Consider the following 19,154-nt stretch of genomic DNA (forward strand, 5'->3'; position numbering starts at 1 on the left):
AAGTTCTAGCACTTGATTCTAGAAGCTCCCACTTCTGCGTGAGCAAGTGGTGAGTAGTTCACTTATGTTGTTAATCTCATTTCAAAACTCTAATATTTTATATGGTTTTAGCTTACTACTATGTCAATAATAGAGTGTTCTCCCTTTATAATTTGCTTCTTATTGGCTTTTATTCACAAGAAAAGGCAGAGAAAGAAATCCCCGCTTCTTAATTCTATCATATTCTCCTTGTTAAATAATCTCAAGTGCATCCATTTCCTTCTCTACTCTGTTACTATCTTCATCTCTTTCATAATAAATCGTTACTCTTCCATTTACTAACTAGTCCAAGTTTGCATTTAAACTTTAGTTCTTTTATTTCAAGGGCTATTACCATACTTATTATATCAAAAATCTCATATTTTCCTAGACAATAAAAAAATGAATCTGAAAGCAAGAGCTCTCCTGCAAATACATATACTAATTCTGCATCATTGTTTTATTTTTTATTTGCAAAATAACTTGAATTAAGGCAAAATAAAATTAGGTCAACTATTAATTTAAAATAATATTTCTTTGATAAATGGAGGTATAATATGAAGCTACAACAAATACGATATTTACTTAGCGTAGCAGATTTAGGCTCTATTAGCAAAGCTGCAAAGGAATCATATGTATCCCAGTCTAGTATATCTAATGCAATCATGAATATAGAGTTCGAATACGGAATTACTATTTTTCGGCGAACCAGTAAAGGAGTTGTTTTAACTAGAGAAGGAGAAGAGCTGTTAGTTGATTTAGAACGCATATTGTATCAGACACAGCTTGTCGAAGAAAAATATTCTAGAAAAAATATTAAAAGTCAAAGATTTTGTGTTTCATCTCAACATCATATTAATAGCCTAGATGCATTCTTAAAGCTTTTTAATATCATAAAAGACTTGGATTACAGATTAGGTTTTTTGGAATGCAAAACTCAAGAGGTATTGGAAAATGTAGAAAAGGGTATTTCTGATATAGGTGTTATTTACTATACAGAAAGAAGTAAAAGTGCTATGGAACAGGAACTAAAAACAAAAAATCTAAGCTTTAATCATATTACTTTTCAAAAACCTCATATATATGTGAGAAAAGGACATCCTCTATGTGAAAAAACTTCAGTATATATTAAACAAATAGAAAAATATCCATTTATTACTTACGATCAAGCTATTAATAGCACTACAATATTTACAGAGTCTAATTCTAATCATCATAACATGAGAAAAATTATATATGCAAACGATCGTGCAGCTGTATATTCAATTATAAAATCCACAGATGCTTATCTAGTTGGAAGTGGATATAACCTTAACGATGACATACTCACCATACCAATACAAGATGAATCTAATGTTGATATTGGCTGGATTACTAAAAGCAATTTCAAAATATCAGGTATATTTCAACAATATACTTATTTCTTAAAAATGCTATTTTGAAAGATACATACCCATCGATTTAATCGATGGGTATGTATCTTTTTTTTGTCGTTTTTTAATAAATATACTTATGTTATAATGACTTTAAATTAACAAACAGCGTTTATACCTCATCATAAAAACTAATCATAAAAAAACACATCCTTTATATATACAATTTTTTACATAAATATTCATATCGTTTATACAAATATTGTTTCAACTACCTATAAGATTTCCAAGATTCATCAAAAATAATTTTTCAATGGGGGTGAATAAGAAAAATTCCAAGATTGGAGAAAACGTTCTCCAAAAGTATTATTCTAAATTTATATTAAGGAGGGGGAAAAATTGACATTTATAAAAAGTGTCGTAAGAAAATACTGGAAAGTATACGTAGTTGCAGTAGTAATTTCTATTATCCTAGATTCCATTGGAACATTAAGCTTTAACATAGGTTTAGGAACACTCACCATTCTTCCAATGGTTTTTGCAACAATTGTTGGGGGATTATTAGGGCCAGATACATTAAAACTATTTGATTTGAAAGAATCAAAACTAGGAGGAAGCCTTGTTTTAGTAGCATTAGCACCATTTATGGCCAAGATGGGGGTATCTGCAGGAGCAAATTTATCAAAACTAGTAGAAGTTGGTCCAGCATTAATTCTCCAAGAATTCGGTAATTTAGCTACTATAGTTATTTCTTTACCATTAGCACTTTTACTAGGACTTAAGAGAGAATCAATCGGTGCATGTTATTCTATCAATCGAGACTCAAATCTTGGTTTAACAACAGATATCTATGGACCAGATGCGCCTGAAACAAAGGGAACATTTGCAGTATACATTGTGGGCTCAGTAATTGGTACAATCTTTATGAGCCTTTTTGTAAACATAGTTGCTTCTTGGGGGATTTTCCATCCATTAGCTCTTGGAATGGCATCTGGTATAGGGAGTGGATCGATGATGTCAGCTGGAGCAGGAACCTTAGGTACTATTTATCCTGAATTTTCTGATCAGATATTGGTTTTAGGTGGAGCTAGTGATATGTTAACAGGTATTACAGGTATCTATATAGGAACTTTTATCGCATTACCTATAACCACAAAATTGTACAAGATTCTAGAACCAAAACTAGAACATTTTAGAAAGAAAAAGGGGGTGGCTTAGTTGGTAAGAAAATATTTTGTTCAGCAACTTGGTCTATTATTTATAGTATCCATAATTATTATCCTAACAAATATCATAGGCTATAATATGACAATAAAAAATTCCATTATCGGTATAGGAATTTTAAGTATCATAGCATTAACTGGACTTACTGTGAGCAAATTTATGAGCAAATTTGTTAAACTACCCTCTATGATGTATATTTCATTGTTAGGCTTATTATTAGCTTCTCCTATCTCACCGATAAAAGATTTTATTATAAATTCAACATCTCAAGCTGCTTTTTTAGCACCTACCACTGCTTTAGGTGCATTTGCAGGGATTTCTCTAGGAAAAGATATAAAAAGTTTTGCAAAGATGGGGTGGAAACTAGTAATTTTAACAATATTTATTATAGCAGGAACTTTTTTAGGGTCTGCGCTAGTAGCTCAAGTAGTACTAAGGCTTACTGGAGCTATATAACTTTTAAAAATCGAGGCGATAATTTATGAAATGTGATATTTTAATTAAAAATTGTCAAGTTTTGAATCCAGACTTTACTATCTCTACTGATTGTTCTGTAGCAATAAATGATACTATAATTGTTGATATCGGAAAAATCAAAGAAATAGAACAAAAATATGAACCAATAGAAATAATTGCAGGCAAAGGAAAACTGCTAATGCCAGGGTTTATTGATGGACATACTCATACTTGTCAGCAATTATTACGGGGAAGAGTCTCAGATGAATATCCTATGGTTTGGACTAGATATTTAGTACCTTTTGAAAGTAACTTAAATCCAGAAGATTCTTACATAAGTGCACAGCTATCTTGTTTAGAAATGATAAAATCCGGTACAACTGCTTTTGCAGACTCTGGCGGAGTACATATGCATAGGGTGGCAGATGCAGTAATCGAATCTGGCATGAGAGCTGCTATCGCTAAGTCTACTATGGATATGGGTTCCTCCATTATAGGTACGATGAAGGAAACAGCAAATGAAGCAATCTCTCATACAGAAGAATTATACAAATCATATCAGGGTTCTGGAGATGGAAGAATAGATGTTTGGTTTGCAATTCGTCAAGTAATGACTTGCTCTGAAAAATTAATACGTACAGTTGTTGAAAAAGCAAAGGAATATAATACAGGAATTCATGCTCATTTGTGTGAACATAAAGATGAGGTCAGCTTTTGTCTTCAAAACTATAAAAAACGTCCTGCAGAATTCTTAAATGATTTAGGTGCATTAGGACCAAATCTTTTAACTGCTCATAATGTAGTGTTATCAGAACATGATATTACATTACTTTCAACAAAAGGAGTTAAGGTTATTCATTGCCCAAGAGCAAACTTAGCCAATCATGGTTTTCCTAAAACACCACGCATATTAGAATCAGGTATTTCAGTAGGTCTAGGATGTGATGGTGCAGCTCCATCTAACTTGAACCTATTTGATGAAATGAAAGTATTGCGTTATGGAACAATGGCTTATTGGGGACTAACTGTTTTTGACCCTGTTGTTCTTACTTGTTCTACTCTGCTAAAAATGGCTACTCAAGGCGGAGCTAATGCAATCCAGCATGGAGATATCTTAGGTAAAATAGAAGTAGGAAAAAAAGCAGACCTAATTCTAATAAATATTGATCAACCACATATAACTCCTTCTCAAGTCTTAGTAAACACTATCGTGGAAGCAGCAGATGGTCACGATGTAACAGATTCCATAATAAACGGTAAGATTGTCATGAAAAATCGTGAGGTTCTTACTTTAGATGAAGAAAAAATCATTGCAGAAAGTAAGATTAAAATGAAAAAAATTATTTCAAGGGCAGGATACTAAAATTATAGTCACCCGCTCAACGGGTGATATTCTTAATACAAATAAAAGGTGTTTCTCAAGCTTAAGAAACACCTTTTGTTTTAATATAGTATACTTAATTAAAACTTTATATATTTTTTTATTTTCCTACACCTTCCCAATCTTTTAGGAATCTATCTATTCCTTTATCAGTCATGGGATGCTTTGTCATAGCATTAAATATTTTATAAGGAATCGTTGCAATATGGGACCCAGCTCTTGCTGCATCCATTACATGTTGCGGATGTCTTATGCTTGCAGCTATTATTTCTGTTTCAATACCATGAATGGAGAATATTTCAGCTATATCTCCTACGATTTCCATTCCAGGATTACCTATATCATCCATTCGTCCTATAAATGGACTTACGTATGATGCTCCTGCTCTTGCTGCTAACAAAGCTTGATTTGCAGAAAATACTAATGTAACGTTAGTTTTGATTCCTTTATTGGATAACTCTTTTACAGCCTTCAAGCCTTCACTCGTCATAGGTATCTTAATAACTATATTGTCATGTATCTTAGCTAGCTCTTCAGCCTCTTTTACCATACCTTCAGCTTTAAGATCAATAACCTCTGCACTTATGGGACCATCAACAATTTCTGTGATTTCTTGTACGACTTCTTTGAAATCTCTTCCTTCCTTTGCTATAAGAGAAGGATTAGTTGTAACACCACAGATTACTCCCCAATCATTAATCTCTCTGATTTCATCAACATTAGCTGTATCAATAAATAGCTTCATAATAGATGAAAGCCTCCTTTTAAACTATCAAAACCAAAATAACTCTTCTTACTCCAAATTGAAAATAACTCTTGAGCTGTGACTTTTTTAAGTGATTTTTCATTTATTTAATAAGTTAAATCACTTAAAAACCGGAATAGCGAGAGTCTTATTTTCAACTATCTCCATGCCTTTCCAGCAGATCCAAACATGTTCATTTTTTCAGCTATAACTGCCTGTGCAGCTTCTCTTCCTGGTCCTAAAAGCTTTCTTGGGTCATAAACATCTGGATTTTCATTAGCAAAGTCTCTTACACCTTTGTTAAATGACATTCTTATATCAGTATCTATATTGATTTTGTTTATTCCATTAGCAACTGCTTTCTTGATACTTTCTTCTGGCACTCCTGAAGATCCATGAAGAACTAATGGAATATTAAGTCTCTCTTTAATTGTCTTAATTCTATCAAAATCTAGCTTTGGTTCACCTTTATATGGTCCATGGGCAGTTCCTACTGCTATAGCCAAATAATCTAATCCTGTTGACTCTACAAACTTAGCAGCTTCATCTGGATCTGTCATAGTAGCATCTTTTTCAGCTACAGTTATATCATCTTCAGTTCCACCAATTTTACCAAGCTCAGCTTCCACTGAAACTCCAACTGCATGGGCGATATCAACAATATCCTTTGTTATTTTGATATTTTCATCTAGAGAATGCTTTGAAGCATCAATCATAACAGAAGTAAATCCATTTCTTAAGCAAAGCATGATTTGTTTAAAGTCTGTACCATGGTCAAGGTGTAGAGCTACTGGTACTGATGCATTATCAGCTGCTACCTTTACCATTGCAGATATATATTCTACACCTGCATATTTAAGAGCTCCTTGACTTGCTTGTAATATAACTGGTGATTGAGTTTCCTCAGCAGCATTTATTATAGCCTGTACTATCTCCATATTATTTACATTGAATGCACCTACTGCATATCCATTTTCATTAGCATGATCTAATATTTGTTTACCTGTTACTAACATTTTCTTTATCCTCCTTTTGTACATAAATACATTTTTATTTAATAAACAACTCTCGTTTTATTATATTATAAATACTGGTTGTTTTATTTATTATAATTGTCATTATTCAAATTTATTGCATCAATACATCTAAGAGAATTATTATGTAAAACAATTCTTTCTTTACCTAATAAATTCTTTAAATCGTCTTCATTTTGAGCATATATCATTTGAACACTATTACAATTTATACAAGTAAGCTCTATTCTATCAGGAAATAAGTCTATTTTAACATTGCCCATATCACAATCACAATAAACTTTATCCTCCAACTCAAGCTCTCTTATTTTATTTATTGCTTTCATAACTATATCACAGTTATCGAAATAGTCAAAGAATCCAAGCTCATTTATGGCATCAAAAGAATTGGTTTCGTATTCAGCAATTATTCTTTGTATATCCTTATATTTTCCTATAAATCCTATTTCCATTCCTGTTTCTATACATCTAGCAACTATATTTCCCTTGAAAAACTGTTTAACATTATAAGTAAAGACGTGGGTGTCTTGACAAGCAAAACAAGGGACTTCAATCCTAAATGTTTTATTATTTTCACTCTTTACTATAGCATTTGTGTGACAACAAGTACAGCTCAATTTAATACTTTTCCCTTTAGCTAAATCAAATATGGAAATATTTCGAATTTCTAATCTATTACATACGTCACATCTTATTGCAAATGCTATATTTGTATTAATTAACACCTCAGCACCTCCCTACTATATACCACTTCTTCACTTTATAAAAAATTCCTTCTTCATTTTAAATTAAAAAATAAAATAAAGAATTTCAAAAAAATAAGAGGACTGAAAAGTCCTCATTTAAAATAGATTATTTAATATTTAGTATTTTTCTTGCTTCATCAGGTGTAGCAACTTCTCTACCTAATTCTTTAGCTAGTCTTACTATTCTTTCAACTAATTGAGCGTTTGATTTCGCAAGCTCTCCCTTATTATAATAAATATTATCTTCAAATCCTACTCTAACATGTCCTCCTAAAAGAATTGCCATATTGGCTAAAGGAAGTTCATGTCTTCCAATGCCTGCAACAGTCCATGTGGAATCTTTAGGAATGCTTTCAACTAGATATAATAAGTCCCTTATTTCTCCAGTTATTGCTCCTGGAACACCCATTACAAAGTCAAAGTGAATAGGAGTATCAAGAAAACCTTTTCTTACTAACCTTAAAGCATTATTAATCATACCTCTTTCAAATACTTCTACCTCAGGCTTAACTCCCAGATCTTTCATCTTCTGAGCAAATTTCTCCATATATTCCTGAGAGTTCATAAAAACATCTGACCCAAAATTGCAGGTTCCACAGCTTAATGTTGCCATTTCTGGTTGTAAATCTACTGGTTGTAATCTTTCTTCTGGAGAATGCCATGTCGCTCCTCCAGTAGATGGTTGAAATATTACAGGACATTTTGCTTCTACCTTTTCTTTAATTTCCTTATACACTTCATAGCTTTGTGTAGGCTTCCCTTCTTCGTCTCTTGCGTGTATATGTACTATAGATGCTCCTGCCTTATATGCTTCGTAAGCCGCTTCTGCTATTTCATCAGGAGTTAGGGGAAGATTAGGTTGTACCTCTCTATTTACCTCAGCTCCAGTTAAAGCAGCAGTTATTATTAATTTTTCCATATTCACACACCCCTTTATTAATTTAATGAAATTCAAAATTAGATACTTTTACCAACAATTATATTCCATTCTCATTATACATAATAATTCAAATAGAAAACAAGGGGAGATAATAACTTAAAGTTACTACTTCATATTTAAGCTAATTTAATGGTTTTGCTTTAACTTAATCTTTAACTTTAACTATCTCCATTAACCCTCTTTATATATACCATATAGCCATTTATATAATTTTTCAAAAAAGAAATGACTAGGGTAAGCTAGTCACTTCTAAAACTCTTATCTTTAAATCTTAAATCTATAACTTTTAATTATCATCAAATACATCCATTGAGTCTTCTAAGTAGTCATCAAGTATATTCCTTATATTAGAATCCTTTAGAATTACCGATATCTCTATCCTTCTATTCTTAGCTCTGCCTTCTTCAGTATTATTTGATGCAATAGGTCTAAATTCAGAATATCCACTAGCTACAAAATAGCTAGCGTATTTATCTTCAAGCTGAGAATTAGCATTAAGTAAATAATCTACAACTGAAACTGACCTTAATGATGATAGCTCTCTGTTATGTTCTGCTGTACCGTTGCTGTCTGCATGTCCCTGTATACTTATAGCATCAATATTTTCTCTAACATCAGATTCATCCAAAACATTCTCAAAGGCTACAGCTAACTCGTCTAAAAGGTCTCTACCTTCATTTTTAATTTCAGCAGAGTTAAAATCAAAAACTAAGCCTTCATCAATTATTATATTACCATTATCTGCTATATAAACTAAATCTTGATCATTATCTCTATTTTTACTTAATTCTTCTTCTATTGAATCCTTTACCTTAGTTAAAACATCAAGTCTAAGTAATGCTATACCTTCTAGTTTACTCCTAAGTCTTCCTAGCTCTTGATTACTTTCAGCTATAATTTCCTTCTGGTCTTCTATTTTTTGTTCTGATAGTTTCAATGCATCTTCTCCACGCTCTACCTCTGCTCTAACCTTATCAATCTTATCTTCTAGAAGCTGTAGATTTTTTTCAGCTCTACTTATTTCAGAATTTGATTCTTCTAGTCTTTGCTGTGTATCTTGTAGTTGACCTAATGTATTATCTAGATGGTCTTGTGTATCCTCAAGTTGTTGCTTTGCATAATCTAAATTACTCCCTGTAACCATGTTTTGTACATATGCAAGAATCATGAGGAAAAATAAGATTAAGGCTATAGTAGATATCATATCCGTGAAGGAAGGCCAGAAATTTTGGGCTTCTCCATTCTTTTGAAACCTTCTCTTTCTTGCTTTCATATATTATCTCCCCTTTATCGTCAATTGGGTAGTAGTTTTCTATAGTTTATTGGCTAGTTTATCAATATTTTCACTTAATTCTTTAATTGTTTCATGACTCTTTGCAAAGTCTCTAGTGCTCCTTTTTAAGTCTTGCACTAAGTCAGCAAAGCTAATATCCATTCTTTCAATATTTGTTCTTAAATTATAGTTAAACTCTGTAAAGTCTCTTGTGTTCTCACTAAAAGTCTGCAATGACTTATCAAATTTTTCAACACTCTTGAGTAATCCTTCTGATGAGTTTTGATTATATGAGGTTACAGCTATTAACTGGTTACCTAAATTATCAAACACATCTTTAAGTCTCTCTTCCACTTTTTCAGCAAATTTATCTGCAAAATCTGTATTCATACCATTTGCTTGTCCAGATCCGGAGCTTACTCTTGCATATTTTAATGCTATATTGTTGTCTAAATACTCTTCTATTTTCACCATTACTGACTCTCTAGAGTCCTCAATACTAATAATAATATTGATTAGTGTTATTATTATTGATGAAGCTATACCAAATAAAGAAGTGATAAAGGCAACTGACATACCTTGTACTGAGCTAATTAGCTTTTGAACCAATGCATCAATACTGTTTAATACCTCTGTACTAGCACTTTCACTAAGGAAGTCTACTAAATCACCTATTGAAAGGGTAAGTCCATAAAATGTTCCTAATAATCCTAAAATGATCATTATTGACACTGAGCTTTTTACAAATCTTTCTCCTAAGCTCAATCCATTATGATATTCATGGAAATTCTTTTCAATTATTGCTTGAGTATTAACTTCATTAGGGTTTGATTGCGCTGCTGTTTTATAATCCTCTAATGACGAATTAAGTACTTCATAATTAAAAGATTCACTCTCTATATTTAATTCATTCTTTAAATCTTCTCCAATTCTCTTATATCTCTTTCTGATTGATAAGGTTGATATAAAAGAAGTTGCCATTATAGCTAATATTGCAACTATAATTATCTTAGCTGGTACCGATAAGCTTGTTAAAATCTCTACCAAAGTTAATTCCTCCTTTAAAGTTAAATTCATGGCTTGTCTCATATTAATTATACCATTTATCAATAATTTAAAACAAAAGTGAAACGAAAGATAATTTTTTTCGTTCCACTTTATCTTTTATTTAATCTTCATTTTTTCTCATGATTACAATATTTTTAGCAATAAATGTTACTTCGTCATGGTTACAAACTACCAATAATTCATCTCCTATATCTAATGAATCCATATCTCTATTCTTACCTTCAACATCTATAATACGTGTATCCTTTGTAGTATTTATCATTTTATTCTGTCCATCATCAGTTTTTATTACAATGACTTGCGAATCTTCATTAGTATATATCAAGTGACCAATATACCTAGTTTCTTGTTCAATCTTTTCTGCACTTAGGCTAACTATTACATTTCCTTCTAGCTCCATATTAACCTTATGTCCTAATCTAAGGTCATAAATCGCCTTATACTTGCCTTCAATTTTTATATCTGCTCCACTTGCTACTATATACTCGGTTTCTTTACCTTCATTATTAGTTATAGTAACTTTAGAAGTATTGGCAATTAAAATCGAGCTTAGAATTCCACTGGTCTGAGTTCTAACTACTTCTGCCACAACTTTAGTTACTTTGTTATACTCTGTATAGACCTTAATGTCATCACCTAGCTTTAAGTCAATAAATGGAATTTCCTTACCATTCCTAATAATTTGAGTGTTATCATCAAATTTAAATTCCTTTAGTGTATCATTATCATTTACGACTATTAAAGGTTGCCCTTCAAAGTCTACTCTTTGCAATATTCCATGGAAATTTTTATTTTTACTCTGAGCAACAATCTTAATTACCTCATCATCTGTAGTTTTTATGTCAACATAATCTCCTCTTTTAAGGTCATTAAAATCTACCTCATTTCCATTTAAAAGAACAATCATATCATCAGCACCATAGAATGCCATTTCTCCATCTCCACTTTCTGTGTCTATAATGACAAATGGCACCAATACATTGGCAAGAGATGTAATTTTACCTGTATATTGACCTTCAAAGCTTGTACCATTAATTGAAAGTACTTCATTATGCTCTGTTACTTCCGCCTCAACCACTACATCTTTAGTGATATCTAAAACATCTATCTCTTCTCCATCCAATACTGTATTTATATCTGATTTAGCTTGATATAATATTTCCTCTCCATTATCCCTTAGTATCTTTATATTTATAGTATCTTTAGTTTTCAAGGTTCCTGTTACTGTTCCAGTGATCTTAAATGTTTCTACTTCCTCTTCGTTAGAAGAATTATCTTCATCTTCACTAACATCCTCATCTTCCTCGTCTTGATTATTATCTATATCCTCATCTTCATCAGAATTTCTATCTCCATTATCACTGTCACCTTGCTGATTATCTTCTCCAAGTGAAATTTTTATATTATTTTCTTGTATGTAATCATAGGCTCTCGAAAGCATTGTTGCCATTACAGCTCTACTAACAGAGGATTCTGGATTAAACTTGCCTTCTTCATCCCCTTGTTTACTTACTATGCCATGATCCATCATAACCTCTATATATGCTTCTTGGTTTTTAGGAATTAATTCTACATCAGTGAAAGGAAGGAATACTAATTCTTTGTCATCAACCTCTTCTTGTAGATTCATGGCCCTAGCCAAGAATATGCATGCATCTACTTTAGTAATATATTCTGAAGATTTATCATCTAAAATTTGTTTCAAAGAACTTTTAGAAATAATTCCAGCAGATAGTGCGATAGCTACTGATTTTTTATCTTCATTAGATATGTTCATCTCTTCTAAAAAATCTTTATTATATTCAATGGCCTTGCTTGCTAACTCAACATCCACATCTATTAGCTTAGCAATAGCTACTATACCTTCTAATTCTCCTACTTTTTCATCAGGCTTAAAGGTAGCAAAATCCTCATCCCCTGTCATGATACCCAACTCATGCATTTTCTCTATATGTTCTTTAGCCCAGTGACCATCAGGTACATCTGTAAATCTCTGTGCTGCAAATACTGAAGACATAGTAGAAATCACCATAGTAATAACTAATAATACTGTGAACACTTTTGTCATTTTGTTACTTCTAAAATTCATCTTTTCCTCCTCCTTTAAGTTGTTTTATAATGATAGTTATTCTATATATTTTAAGTAAATCCTTCTATCATATCAAAAATAGTATTATCTTCCCAGTTAATCAATTTTTTTGCTGTTTATTTATATATATTTTCTAGAAGTTCTAAAAAATTATCATTTGTCATTCCATCTCCATCCATTTCCTTATAATTTACATAAAAAGTTTCATCATCAACATTAACCGTAAATTGTAATAATATCTCAACTAATTCATTATTGTAATAGCATTCCCCTTTAAATTCCACTACATCATAATCATCATCGGACTTAAAGTATTCCCAATTAGGATTATTGAAATAATTATCAAAAGCTTCTTCTATAGTTAGCTGTGGATATTGATAAAAATGTCCATCTTTTATAACTGATATGGCATCTTCATCCATGTTAGAAAAAGTAGTTGAACTGTCTATATTACTAAAATCTGATTCTTCTCCATTTTTAACAGCTGTAACCTTGAAATAAAGAGTAGTATCTGGAGCTATATCGTATATCTTCACGCAATAGTCTGAAAACCAATAGTATTCTTCCTTATTCCCTTCACTATCAGTATATGGTACATATGGTCCATTTGCAGATTCGCTTTCATATAAGTGATAATAATCTACTCCTTCAACCTTATCCCAGCTAAGCTGCATTTCATTATCAGAAATGGCCTCTGCCTTCAGGTTGGTTGGTCTTTGTATATCTTCAATAATCGCTACATTTAGAGTGGTAATAATTTCATCTGAACTTGTATATAATTGGACTTTTATTAAATCACCAGCCTCTCTACTGGGAAATACAAATAAAGGTTCTCCAAGATTAGCAATTTCATCTGTGTTTATCAAACTAAATTTATCTGCATTTGGATAGTCAACCTTACCCCTATTCTCTAAATCAATTGTGATTTTACTGCCAGCTATAAGATTCTCAAGGCTAACTACTACTTTATCCTTCTCATCTTGATATGGTTTAGTATCTTCAATAGACTTGTATGTCACATAGTTAAAACCATCCATTGTATAGCTTAAGTCGGTAAGATTGTATACTGTAGCATCAGATCCATCTAATTTAAACCAATTATTATTAATCTTCACATATATATTGGTTTTATCCTCTTGTGTCAATGCGTTATACATCACACTTAAATTGTCAGTATTATTGGCAAAATCTAAATCAAAGGCTTTTTCTCCAATAACTATTGTATTATTAGGCAGTTCCTTTACTGTTTTATTAGATTCTTTAGTCTCAGGGGTAGTAAACTCAATCTCTCCTGAAAGTATTTTTTCAATATTACTGTAAGAAAATAATGTGCTAGTACACCTTGGATAATCTAATGTATTCCAATTATGGTCTACTGACATTTGAGCATCAGTTAGATTAAAATAATCATGACTTATTTTATTAGGGTCTACAGTATCATTCCATGTTGCATCTAAATGATAGTAATTATTCTGGATTTTAACTATATTCCAAGCATGAGGCTCTCCTAATCCTGTTCCCGTAACAAAATAACTTTCAATATCTACCATATCTAGAAGCTTATGCATTGCCTTAGCATAACTAGAGCATACGCCCTTACCTTTTATTAGAACTCCGTAAGCCGTATGTTCATCCTCTGGTAAAATAACATCTTTTTCATAGTCTGTATTATAAACTGTATTGTTTATAACATAATCATGTAAAGCCAATTCTTTTTGAAAATCATTCATATCAGGCTTAATAACGGTTTCAATTATAAATTTCGCCTTCTTATCAACAGCGGCTCTCATCTCTTCCATTTTTTCTTTAGAATAGCTATAATTCATATATATCTCTAAGAGCTTATCTTTACCTTCTCCATACATTGTATTAGACCAGCTCAGAATTCCATAATCTAGGTCAGGAACTTCACTTAAAATTGTATAAATTGCATCATCTAAATTAAATATTTCATCATTATAGTCCTTAACTTTAATTAACATCTTGTCATCAAAATTGTTTAGTCCTTTCACAATAGCCTCTTTAAACTCAATGTAATCATTAGTGTCAGTCATCTTATCCAGATCTTCTTCTGAGCCACGGTATCTAAAATATATATCTATGACTCTATACTTCTGATATGTATAATAACTTCTCATACTTATTGACGCTCCGCCATAGTTATAATCAATTTCAGGGTTTTGCATCACTACTTCATTAATTGCATTTTCAAAATCAAATTTATTATCATCATAATTATTTACTTTAATGCTTATTTTTTCTTTAAAGGACTGCATTGCTTCCTTAACTGCATCTAAAAACTCATTTTGAGAGTCTATAGCTACATCGTATTTTTCTTCTGCATTTACTAACTGCGGAGTGAAAAAACTCACAGTTATCATAAGTATTAATAAAATGGAAAATATTCTTTTATTCATATTACCCTCCCTGTTTTTAGATCTATTACCCATTAATTATAACTTTTACCTTTATTCTATACTATCATATTTCTATTAAATGTCTCTAACTCCTTCTATGTTTTAAATAAATATAGCAATGGACATTCACCATTGCTATATTCTATATTGACGAACTAACTATTACTATCTATGATTACTAAATTCAATAATATATACCCCTTGATTATATGACGTATTCTTTATTTCTTTTGTTCCATTTTCTGCATTTATATTATTAATTATGACTCTTCAGTAAATATATTCATAATTATTCTACTGAACAATTTTACATTTTCTCATACTTGGAAACAATTTATATAAATATACAAATTGAATAAAAGTAACATATTTGATAAAATTGAAAAGGACTTTTAAATTAATACTACGTAGGTTAATAGCAGTAATCAAGGAGGTGATTAGTCTGGTTTTTTCAAGCTTAACTTTTTTATATTTATTTTTACCCCTTAGCTTAATTCTATATTTCTCCATAAAGAATATTAAGTATAAGAATTATATTCTAATATTCATATCTCTAACTTTTTATGCATGGGGTGAGCCTGTATGGGTTTCTCTACTTCTTTTTAGTAGCTTTGTAGATTATTTTCATGGATTAATAGCCGAGAAACATAGAGATAATTGGAAAGGTAAGGGTGCCGTTATTTCCTCTTTGATAGTTAATTTAGGATTACTTGGCTTCTTTAAGTACTCTGGGTTCATCATGGATAATTTTAATATGCTGACTAATCTAAATATAGAAACTCATGCCTTCAATCTACCTATTGGCATTTCTTTCTATACATTCCAGACTATATCCTATGTGATTGATGTTTATAGGGATAAAATACCAGCTCAAAGGTCTCCTTTTAAACTGCTCCTCTATGTGTCAATGTTCCCTCAATTGATTGCAGGGCCAATAGTTAGATATACAGATATAGCTAAACAAATAGACAATAGAAAGATTACTTCTCGCTCCTTTAGTAAAGGCATTAATAGATTTATAATAGGACTATCTAAAAAAGTTATTATTGCAAATATAGCTGGCGAGCTAAGTGACAAATTCCTAGGTGGAACCATGATGGAATATACCGTGGCAGGAGCTTGGTTTGGTATATTTATGTTTGCAATCCAAATATACTTTGATTTCTCAGGTTACTCAGATATGGCTATTGGATTAGGAAAGATCTTAGGCTTTGATTATAAAGAGAACTTCAATTATCCATATATTTCAAAATCGGCTTCTGAGTTTTGGAGAAGATGGCATATATCTCTTGGTAGTTTCTTTAGAGACTATGTCTATATACCTCTAGGCGGGAATAGAAAACATTATATTAGAAATCTACTCATTGTGTGGTTTTTAACAGGTTTATGGCATGGCGCCAGTTGGAATTTCGTATTATGGGGATTATATTTTGGTATCCTGATATTTATCGAGAGAGTATTCCTATCAAATCTACTTAATAAATTACCAAAGATTTTTTCAATCTTCTATTTCGTCATAATAGTTTTAGTCGGATGGGTATTCTTCTATTTTACAAATTTAAGTGATGCTTTAAATATATTAAAAATTATGTTTGGCTTAGGTAATTTTGATTTGATAAATCTTGAAACGAAAATTTACATCATGAACAACTTGTATTTCGCCATTATAGCTATAGTACTAAGTACTCCTATAATTAAAAACCTAGTCAAAAGCTTTGCAATTTATGTTAAGAATTCGGATACTCTTAACTTTGATCCTAGTTATATAAGAACAATTGTAAATGCTGGATTGTTACTTTTGTCAACAGCTTTGTTGGTAGGACAGACCTATAATCCATTTTTATATTTTAGATTCTAAAGGGTGATATTATGAAAGCAAATAGATTAAATATTGTGGTATTTATTATAATAATCTTTTCATTATCAATTGTTAATATTCTAAACCCTCATAAGCCCAAAATCTCAGAAATTGAGCGTAGGGTTTTAAAACCGATGCCAGAGTTCTCCTTTCAAGCTTTGAGAGAAGGCCTATTTTTAAAAGAATATGATGAACATTTTGCAGATACTTTTATTTTTCGAGAATCATTTGTAAAGCTTAGCAAAACTGTCAATACCTATCGTGGTGTCAAAAGCGATGACAATATAAAGCTTATTACTAATTATGGGGATAATATTGCTCAAATTGATAATTTAGATAAAATTGATGTGAATGCTGAAAATGAAGACCCTGTTACGATTCTCTTTAAAGATAATAGAGCTTTAACATTGCATAAATTCTATCCAGAAAAAGCACAGAATTATGCTAATGCAATAAATAAGTTTAGAAATAAGTTAAATGATGGCGTAAGAGTATACTCTTTACTCGTCCCTGACCAGATTGAATTTATTAAAGATGAAAAATATAAAAGTCTATCTGATCCACAAGATTTTACTTTAGAGTATGTTAATATGCAACTCAAAGATAATGTTGAGTTTATAAACATATATGACAGTTTAAAAAATAACAGTGATAAATATTTATATTTTAAAACTGATCATCATTGGACGGATCTGGGTGCTTACTACGGTTATACTGGATTTATAAAACAGCTAGGCGAAACTCCCGTTGATTTAAGTATGTATAAAGTAATTAACATAGATAATTTCTTAGGAACGCGATACGCTTTAAATGAAGAGCTTGCTTCTAATCCTGATACTGTTCAAGTATTTATGCATAAGGATTTAGATAAGTATCAATATTCAGTTTACAACATGGAGACTAATAACTATGAATCTGCGGATTTATTTGATATGAGCTTTGAAGATGGTGAAAAGGGGAGTAAGTATGGGATATTCCTTGGTGGAGATAGACCTTTAGCAAAAATAATTTCATCCAACAAGAACGGTAGAAAGATTCTTATTATAAAAGATTCCTACGGTAATGCTTTTACACCATTTCTAATTCCTCATTTTGAAGAAATATATGTAGTAGACCCTAGACATTTTGATATGGATATATTCAATTTGATTGAGAAAAACAATATCGGAGAGGTATTATTCTTAAATACAATTCATGTAACAAGTAAAAATGGATATTCTAAGGTTTTAGAAAATTTAAGTAAATAACATGATTTTCAATTAAAGCTCGAGATAATCTCGAGCTTTAATTCTAGTGAATTCGATGAATAGAAAGATCACCTTACATGACAATTTCTTAAATATGGATATAATAGTAATATATACTTAATGAGATTGCATGGAAAATTTAAAGTAAAATTATATTTAATTTGCAAATAAGAAAATTGCATATTAAAATTTTATAGAATAAATAAAGGAGGTACCTAATTTGAGTGTTTATTGGAAGATTTTTTTAGCATTTTTAAGACCAGGACTCTTTGGTTTTGGTGGCGGTCCTGCCTTCTTACCTCTTATCCAAGAGGAGGTAGTAGAGAGATACCAGTGGCTGTCTGTACAAGAATTCACAGATGCTATAGCCTTAGCAAATACATTGCCAGGCCCTCTAGCTACAAAAATGGCTACTTTAGTTGGTTTTAAAGTTGGTGGATTATTGGGATCACTGATAGGACTATTAGCTATGCTTATACCTTCAACCGTAGCAATATTACTTTTAGCTAAGGTATATTTAAGCTTCAAAGATAAACCGTGGATGCAAGGAATGATGAGAGGTGTTAGACCTGTTGTCGTTGCTCTTATAGCATATGTAGTTTGGACTATGTCTCAAAAGTCCTTTCCTAATATTCAGACTGGAATTATTGCAGCAATAGCAGCTGTAGCTATCTTCTTTTTCAATGTTCACCCTATTATCTTAATTGTTGCCGCTCTTACCTATGGTGCAATATTCTTAGGGTAAAGCTTTAATATTTACATAATAGAATTATCATCTTTTATCATGTTAAGTCTTAAACAATATTACTTATACTCATAAAGATTATTAATGTGACACTTAACATGATATTAGATGACAACAAAAAACTCCTTCAAACATTATGTTTTCCAGAGTTTCTTAATCCTTATCATATTGCTTTATATTTAAGCTTATCAAGTTAACTTTCCCCTTTTCCTTTATTATCTTTTCCCTAGTTAGCTTCCTCTATATGATTCAAATTCTTCAACATTTATGGGGAGTGAAAATTTCTTCTTTCAATTAAGAACTCTAATATATTATCTCATCCTTAATTCCTGTTTTTTATATTCATCTAGTCCTTTGTCTACATTCTTATTAAATATAGGTTTAGTATCCATAATATTTTCAAACATATCTATAACCTCCTTAATTCTAACTTCTTATATTCTTCGTATCCATCTTTCCTCTTATTAAATATTCTTTCCATTTTATTGATTTGATCGAACAACATTATTATTCCCTCCCTAATTATAATTTTTCATGGAA

15 protein-coding genes are annotated in these 19,154 nt (G+C 31.1%); 7 read left to right on the forward strand and 8 right to left on the reverse strand.

The window, feature by feature from the left end:
* Positions 1-575: 575 nt before the first annotated feature.
* From JMO20_RS01560 to JMO20_RS01575, 4 genes are all read left to right on the forward strand, one after another.
* Positions 576-1,460, forward strand: coding sequence for a LysR family transcriptional regulator (locus JMO20_RS01560; RefSeq protein WP_202707506.1), 885 nt, complete (start codon positions 576-578; stop codon positions 1,458-1,460).
* 330 nt (positions 1,461-1,790) lie between these two features.
* On the forward strand, positions 1,791-2,609 hold the full coding sequence (locus tag JMO20_RS01565) for a DUF3100 domain-containing protein (RefSeq protein ID WP_202707507.1): 819 nt from the start codon (positions 1,791-1,793) through the stop codon (positions 2,607-2,609).
* Positions 2,610-3,071: a hypothetical protein gene (locus tag JMO20_RS01570; protein ID WP_202707509.1), complete on the forward strand. Its 462-nt coding sequence runs from the start codon at positions 2,610-2,612 to the stop codon at positions 3,069-3,071. It begins immediately after the preceding gene.
* A gap of 25 nt (positions 3,072-3,096) precedes the next feature.
* Complete coding sequence (locus tag JMO20_RS01575) at positions 3,097-4,434, forward strand: amidohydrolase family protein (RefSeq protein ID WP_202707511.1); 1,338 nt, start codon at positions 3,097-3,099, stop codon at positions 4,432-4,434.
* A gap of 118 nt (positions 4,435-4,552) precedes the next feature.
* Here JMO20_RS01575 and fsa read toward each other — a convergent pair whose 3' ends face one another.
* The 8 genes from fsa to JMO20_RS01615 all read right to left on the reverse strand — a co-directional run bounded on the left by fsa (position 4,553) and on the right by JMO20_RS01615 (position 14,764).
* Complete coding sequence (fsa, locus tag JMO20_RS01580) at positions 4,553-5,197, reverse strand: fructose-6-phosphate aldolase (RefSeq protein WP_202707513.1); 645 nt, start codon at positions 5,195-5,197, stop codon at positions 4,553-4,555.
* 158 nt (positions 5,198-5,355) lie between these two features.
* Positions 5,356-6,213 carry a class II fructose-1,6-bisphosphate aldolase gene (locus tag JMO20_RS01585; RefSeq protein WP_202707515.1) on the reverse strand — a complete coding sequence of 286 codons (858 nt, stop codon included), beginning with the start codon at positions 6,211-6,213 and terminating at the stop codon, positions 5,356-5,358.
* A gap of 83 nt (positions 6,214-6,296) precedes the next feature.
* Positions 6,297-6,956, reverse strand: a complete 660-nt coding sequence (locus JMO20_RS01590; protein ID WP_202707517.1) for a hypothetical protein — start codon at positions 6,954-6,956, stop codon at positions 6,297-6,299.
* A gap of 127 nt (positions 6,957-7,083) precedes the next feature.
* Positions 7,084-7,896, reverse strand: a complete 813-nt coding sequence (gene kce / locus JMO20_RS01595; protein WP_202707519.1) for a 3-keto-5-aminohexanoate cleavage enzyme — start codon at positions 7,894-7,896, stop codon at positions 7,084-7,086.
* A gap of 307 nt (positions 7,897-8,203) precedes the next feature.
* A complete protein-coding gene (locus tag JMO20_RS01600; protein WP_202707520.1) occupies positions 8,204-9,190 on the reverse strand; it encodes an OmpA family protein in 987 nt (328 codons plus the stop codon).
* Between the two features lie 39 nt (positions 9,191-9,229).
* The gene (locus JMO20_RS01605) at positions 9,230-10,237 is read right to left on the reverse strand and encodes a MotA/TolQ/ExbB proton channel family protein (RefSeq protein ID WP_202707521.1); all 1,008 of its coding nucleotides are present in this window, start codon (positions 10,235-10,237) and stop codon (positions 9,230-9,232) included.
* 121 nt (positions 10,238-10,358) lie between these two features.
* Positions 10,359-12,347, reverse strand: coding sequence for an S-layer homology domain-containing protein (locus tag JMO20_RS01610; RefSeq protein WP_202707523.1), 1,989 nt, complete (start codon positions 12,345-12,347; stop codon positions 10,359-10,361).
* Positions 12,348-12,463: 116 nt separating this feature from the next.
* Positions 12,464-14,764, reverse strand: a complete 2,301-nt coding sequence (locus tag JMO20_RS01615; protein WP_202707525.1) for a fibronectin type III domain-containing protein — start codon at positions 14,762-14,764, stop codon at positions 12,464-12,466.
* A 688-nt stretch (positions 14,765-15,452) separates the two neighbouring features.
* On the opposite strand from JMO20_RS01615, the gene JMO20_RS01620 reads away from it, so the two are divergent.
* The 3 genes from JMO20_RS01620 (at position 15,453) to JMO20_RS01630 (ending at position 18,614) form a co-directional block, all read left to right on the forward strand.
* The gene (locus tag JMO20_RS01620; RefSeq protein ID WP_279380033.1) at positions 15,453-16,622 is read left to right on the forward strand and encodes an MBOAT family O-acyltransferase; all 1,170 of its coding nucleotides are present in this window, start codon (positions 15,453-15,455) and stop codon (positions 16,620-16,622) included.
* An 11-nt stretch (positions 16,623-16,633) separates the two neighbouring features.
* Positions 16,634-17,869 carry a DHHW family protein gene (locus tag JMO20_RS01625; RefSeq protein WP_202707526.1) on the forward strand — a complete coding sequence of 412 codons (1,236 nt, stop codon included), beginning with the start codon at positions 16,634-16,636 and terminating at the stop codon, positions 17,867-17,869.
* A gap of 220 nt (positions 17,870-18,089) precedes the next feature.
* Positions 18,090-18,614, forward strand: coding sequence for a chromate transporter (locus JMO20_RS01630; RefSeq protein WP_207753405.1), 525 nt, complete (start codon positions 18,090-18,092; stop codon positions 18,612-18,614).
* Positions 18,615-19,154 lie beyond the last annotated feature (540 nt).

Origin of the sequence: Sporosalibacterium faouarense (assembly GCF_016765695.1) — a bacterium.
Lineage (GTDB): Bacteria > Bacillota > Clostridia > Tissierellales > VENL01 > Sporosalibacterium > Sporosalibacterium faouarense.

Bases quoted from the DNA above. Each gene is read 5' to 3' on its own strand.
- JMO20_RS01560 (WP_202707506.1), top strand. From the start codon at position 576: ATGAAGCTACAACAAATACGATATTTACTTAGCGTAGCAGATTTAGGC.
- JMO20_RS01575 (WP_202707511.1), top strand. From the start codon at position 3,097: ATGAAATGTGATATTTTAATTAAAAATTGTCAAGTTTTGAATCCAGAC.
- fsa (WP_202707513.1), bottom strand. From the start codon at position 5,197: ATGAAGCTATTTATTGATACAGCTAATGTTGATGAAATCAGAGAGATT.
- JMO20_RS01585 (WP_202707515.1), bottom strand. From the start codon at position 6,213: ATGTTAGTAACAGGTAAACAAATATTAGATCATGCTAATGAAAATGGA.
- kce (WP_202707519.1), bottom strand. From the start codon at position 7,896: ATGGAAAAATTAATAATAACTGCTGCTTTAACTGGAGCTGAGGTAAAT.
- JMO20_RS01600 (WP_202707520.1), bottom strand. From the start codon at position 9,190: ATGAAAGCAAGAAAGAGAAGGTTTCAAAAGAATGGAGAAGCCCAAAAT.
- JMO20_RS01610 (WP_202707523.1), bottom strand. From the start codon at position 12,347: ATGAATTTTAGAAGTAACAAAATGACAAAAGTGTTCACAGTATTATTA.
- JMO20_RS01615 (WP_202707525.1), bottom strand. From the start codon at position 14,764: ATGAATAAAAGAATATTTTCCATTTTATTAATACTTATGATAACTGTG.
- JMO20_RS01625 (WP_202707526.1), top strand. From the start codon at position 16,634: ATGAAAGCAAATAGATTAAATATTGTGGTATTTATTATAATAATCTTT.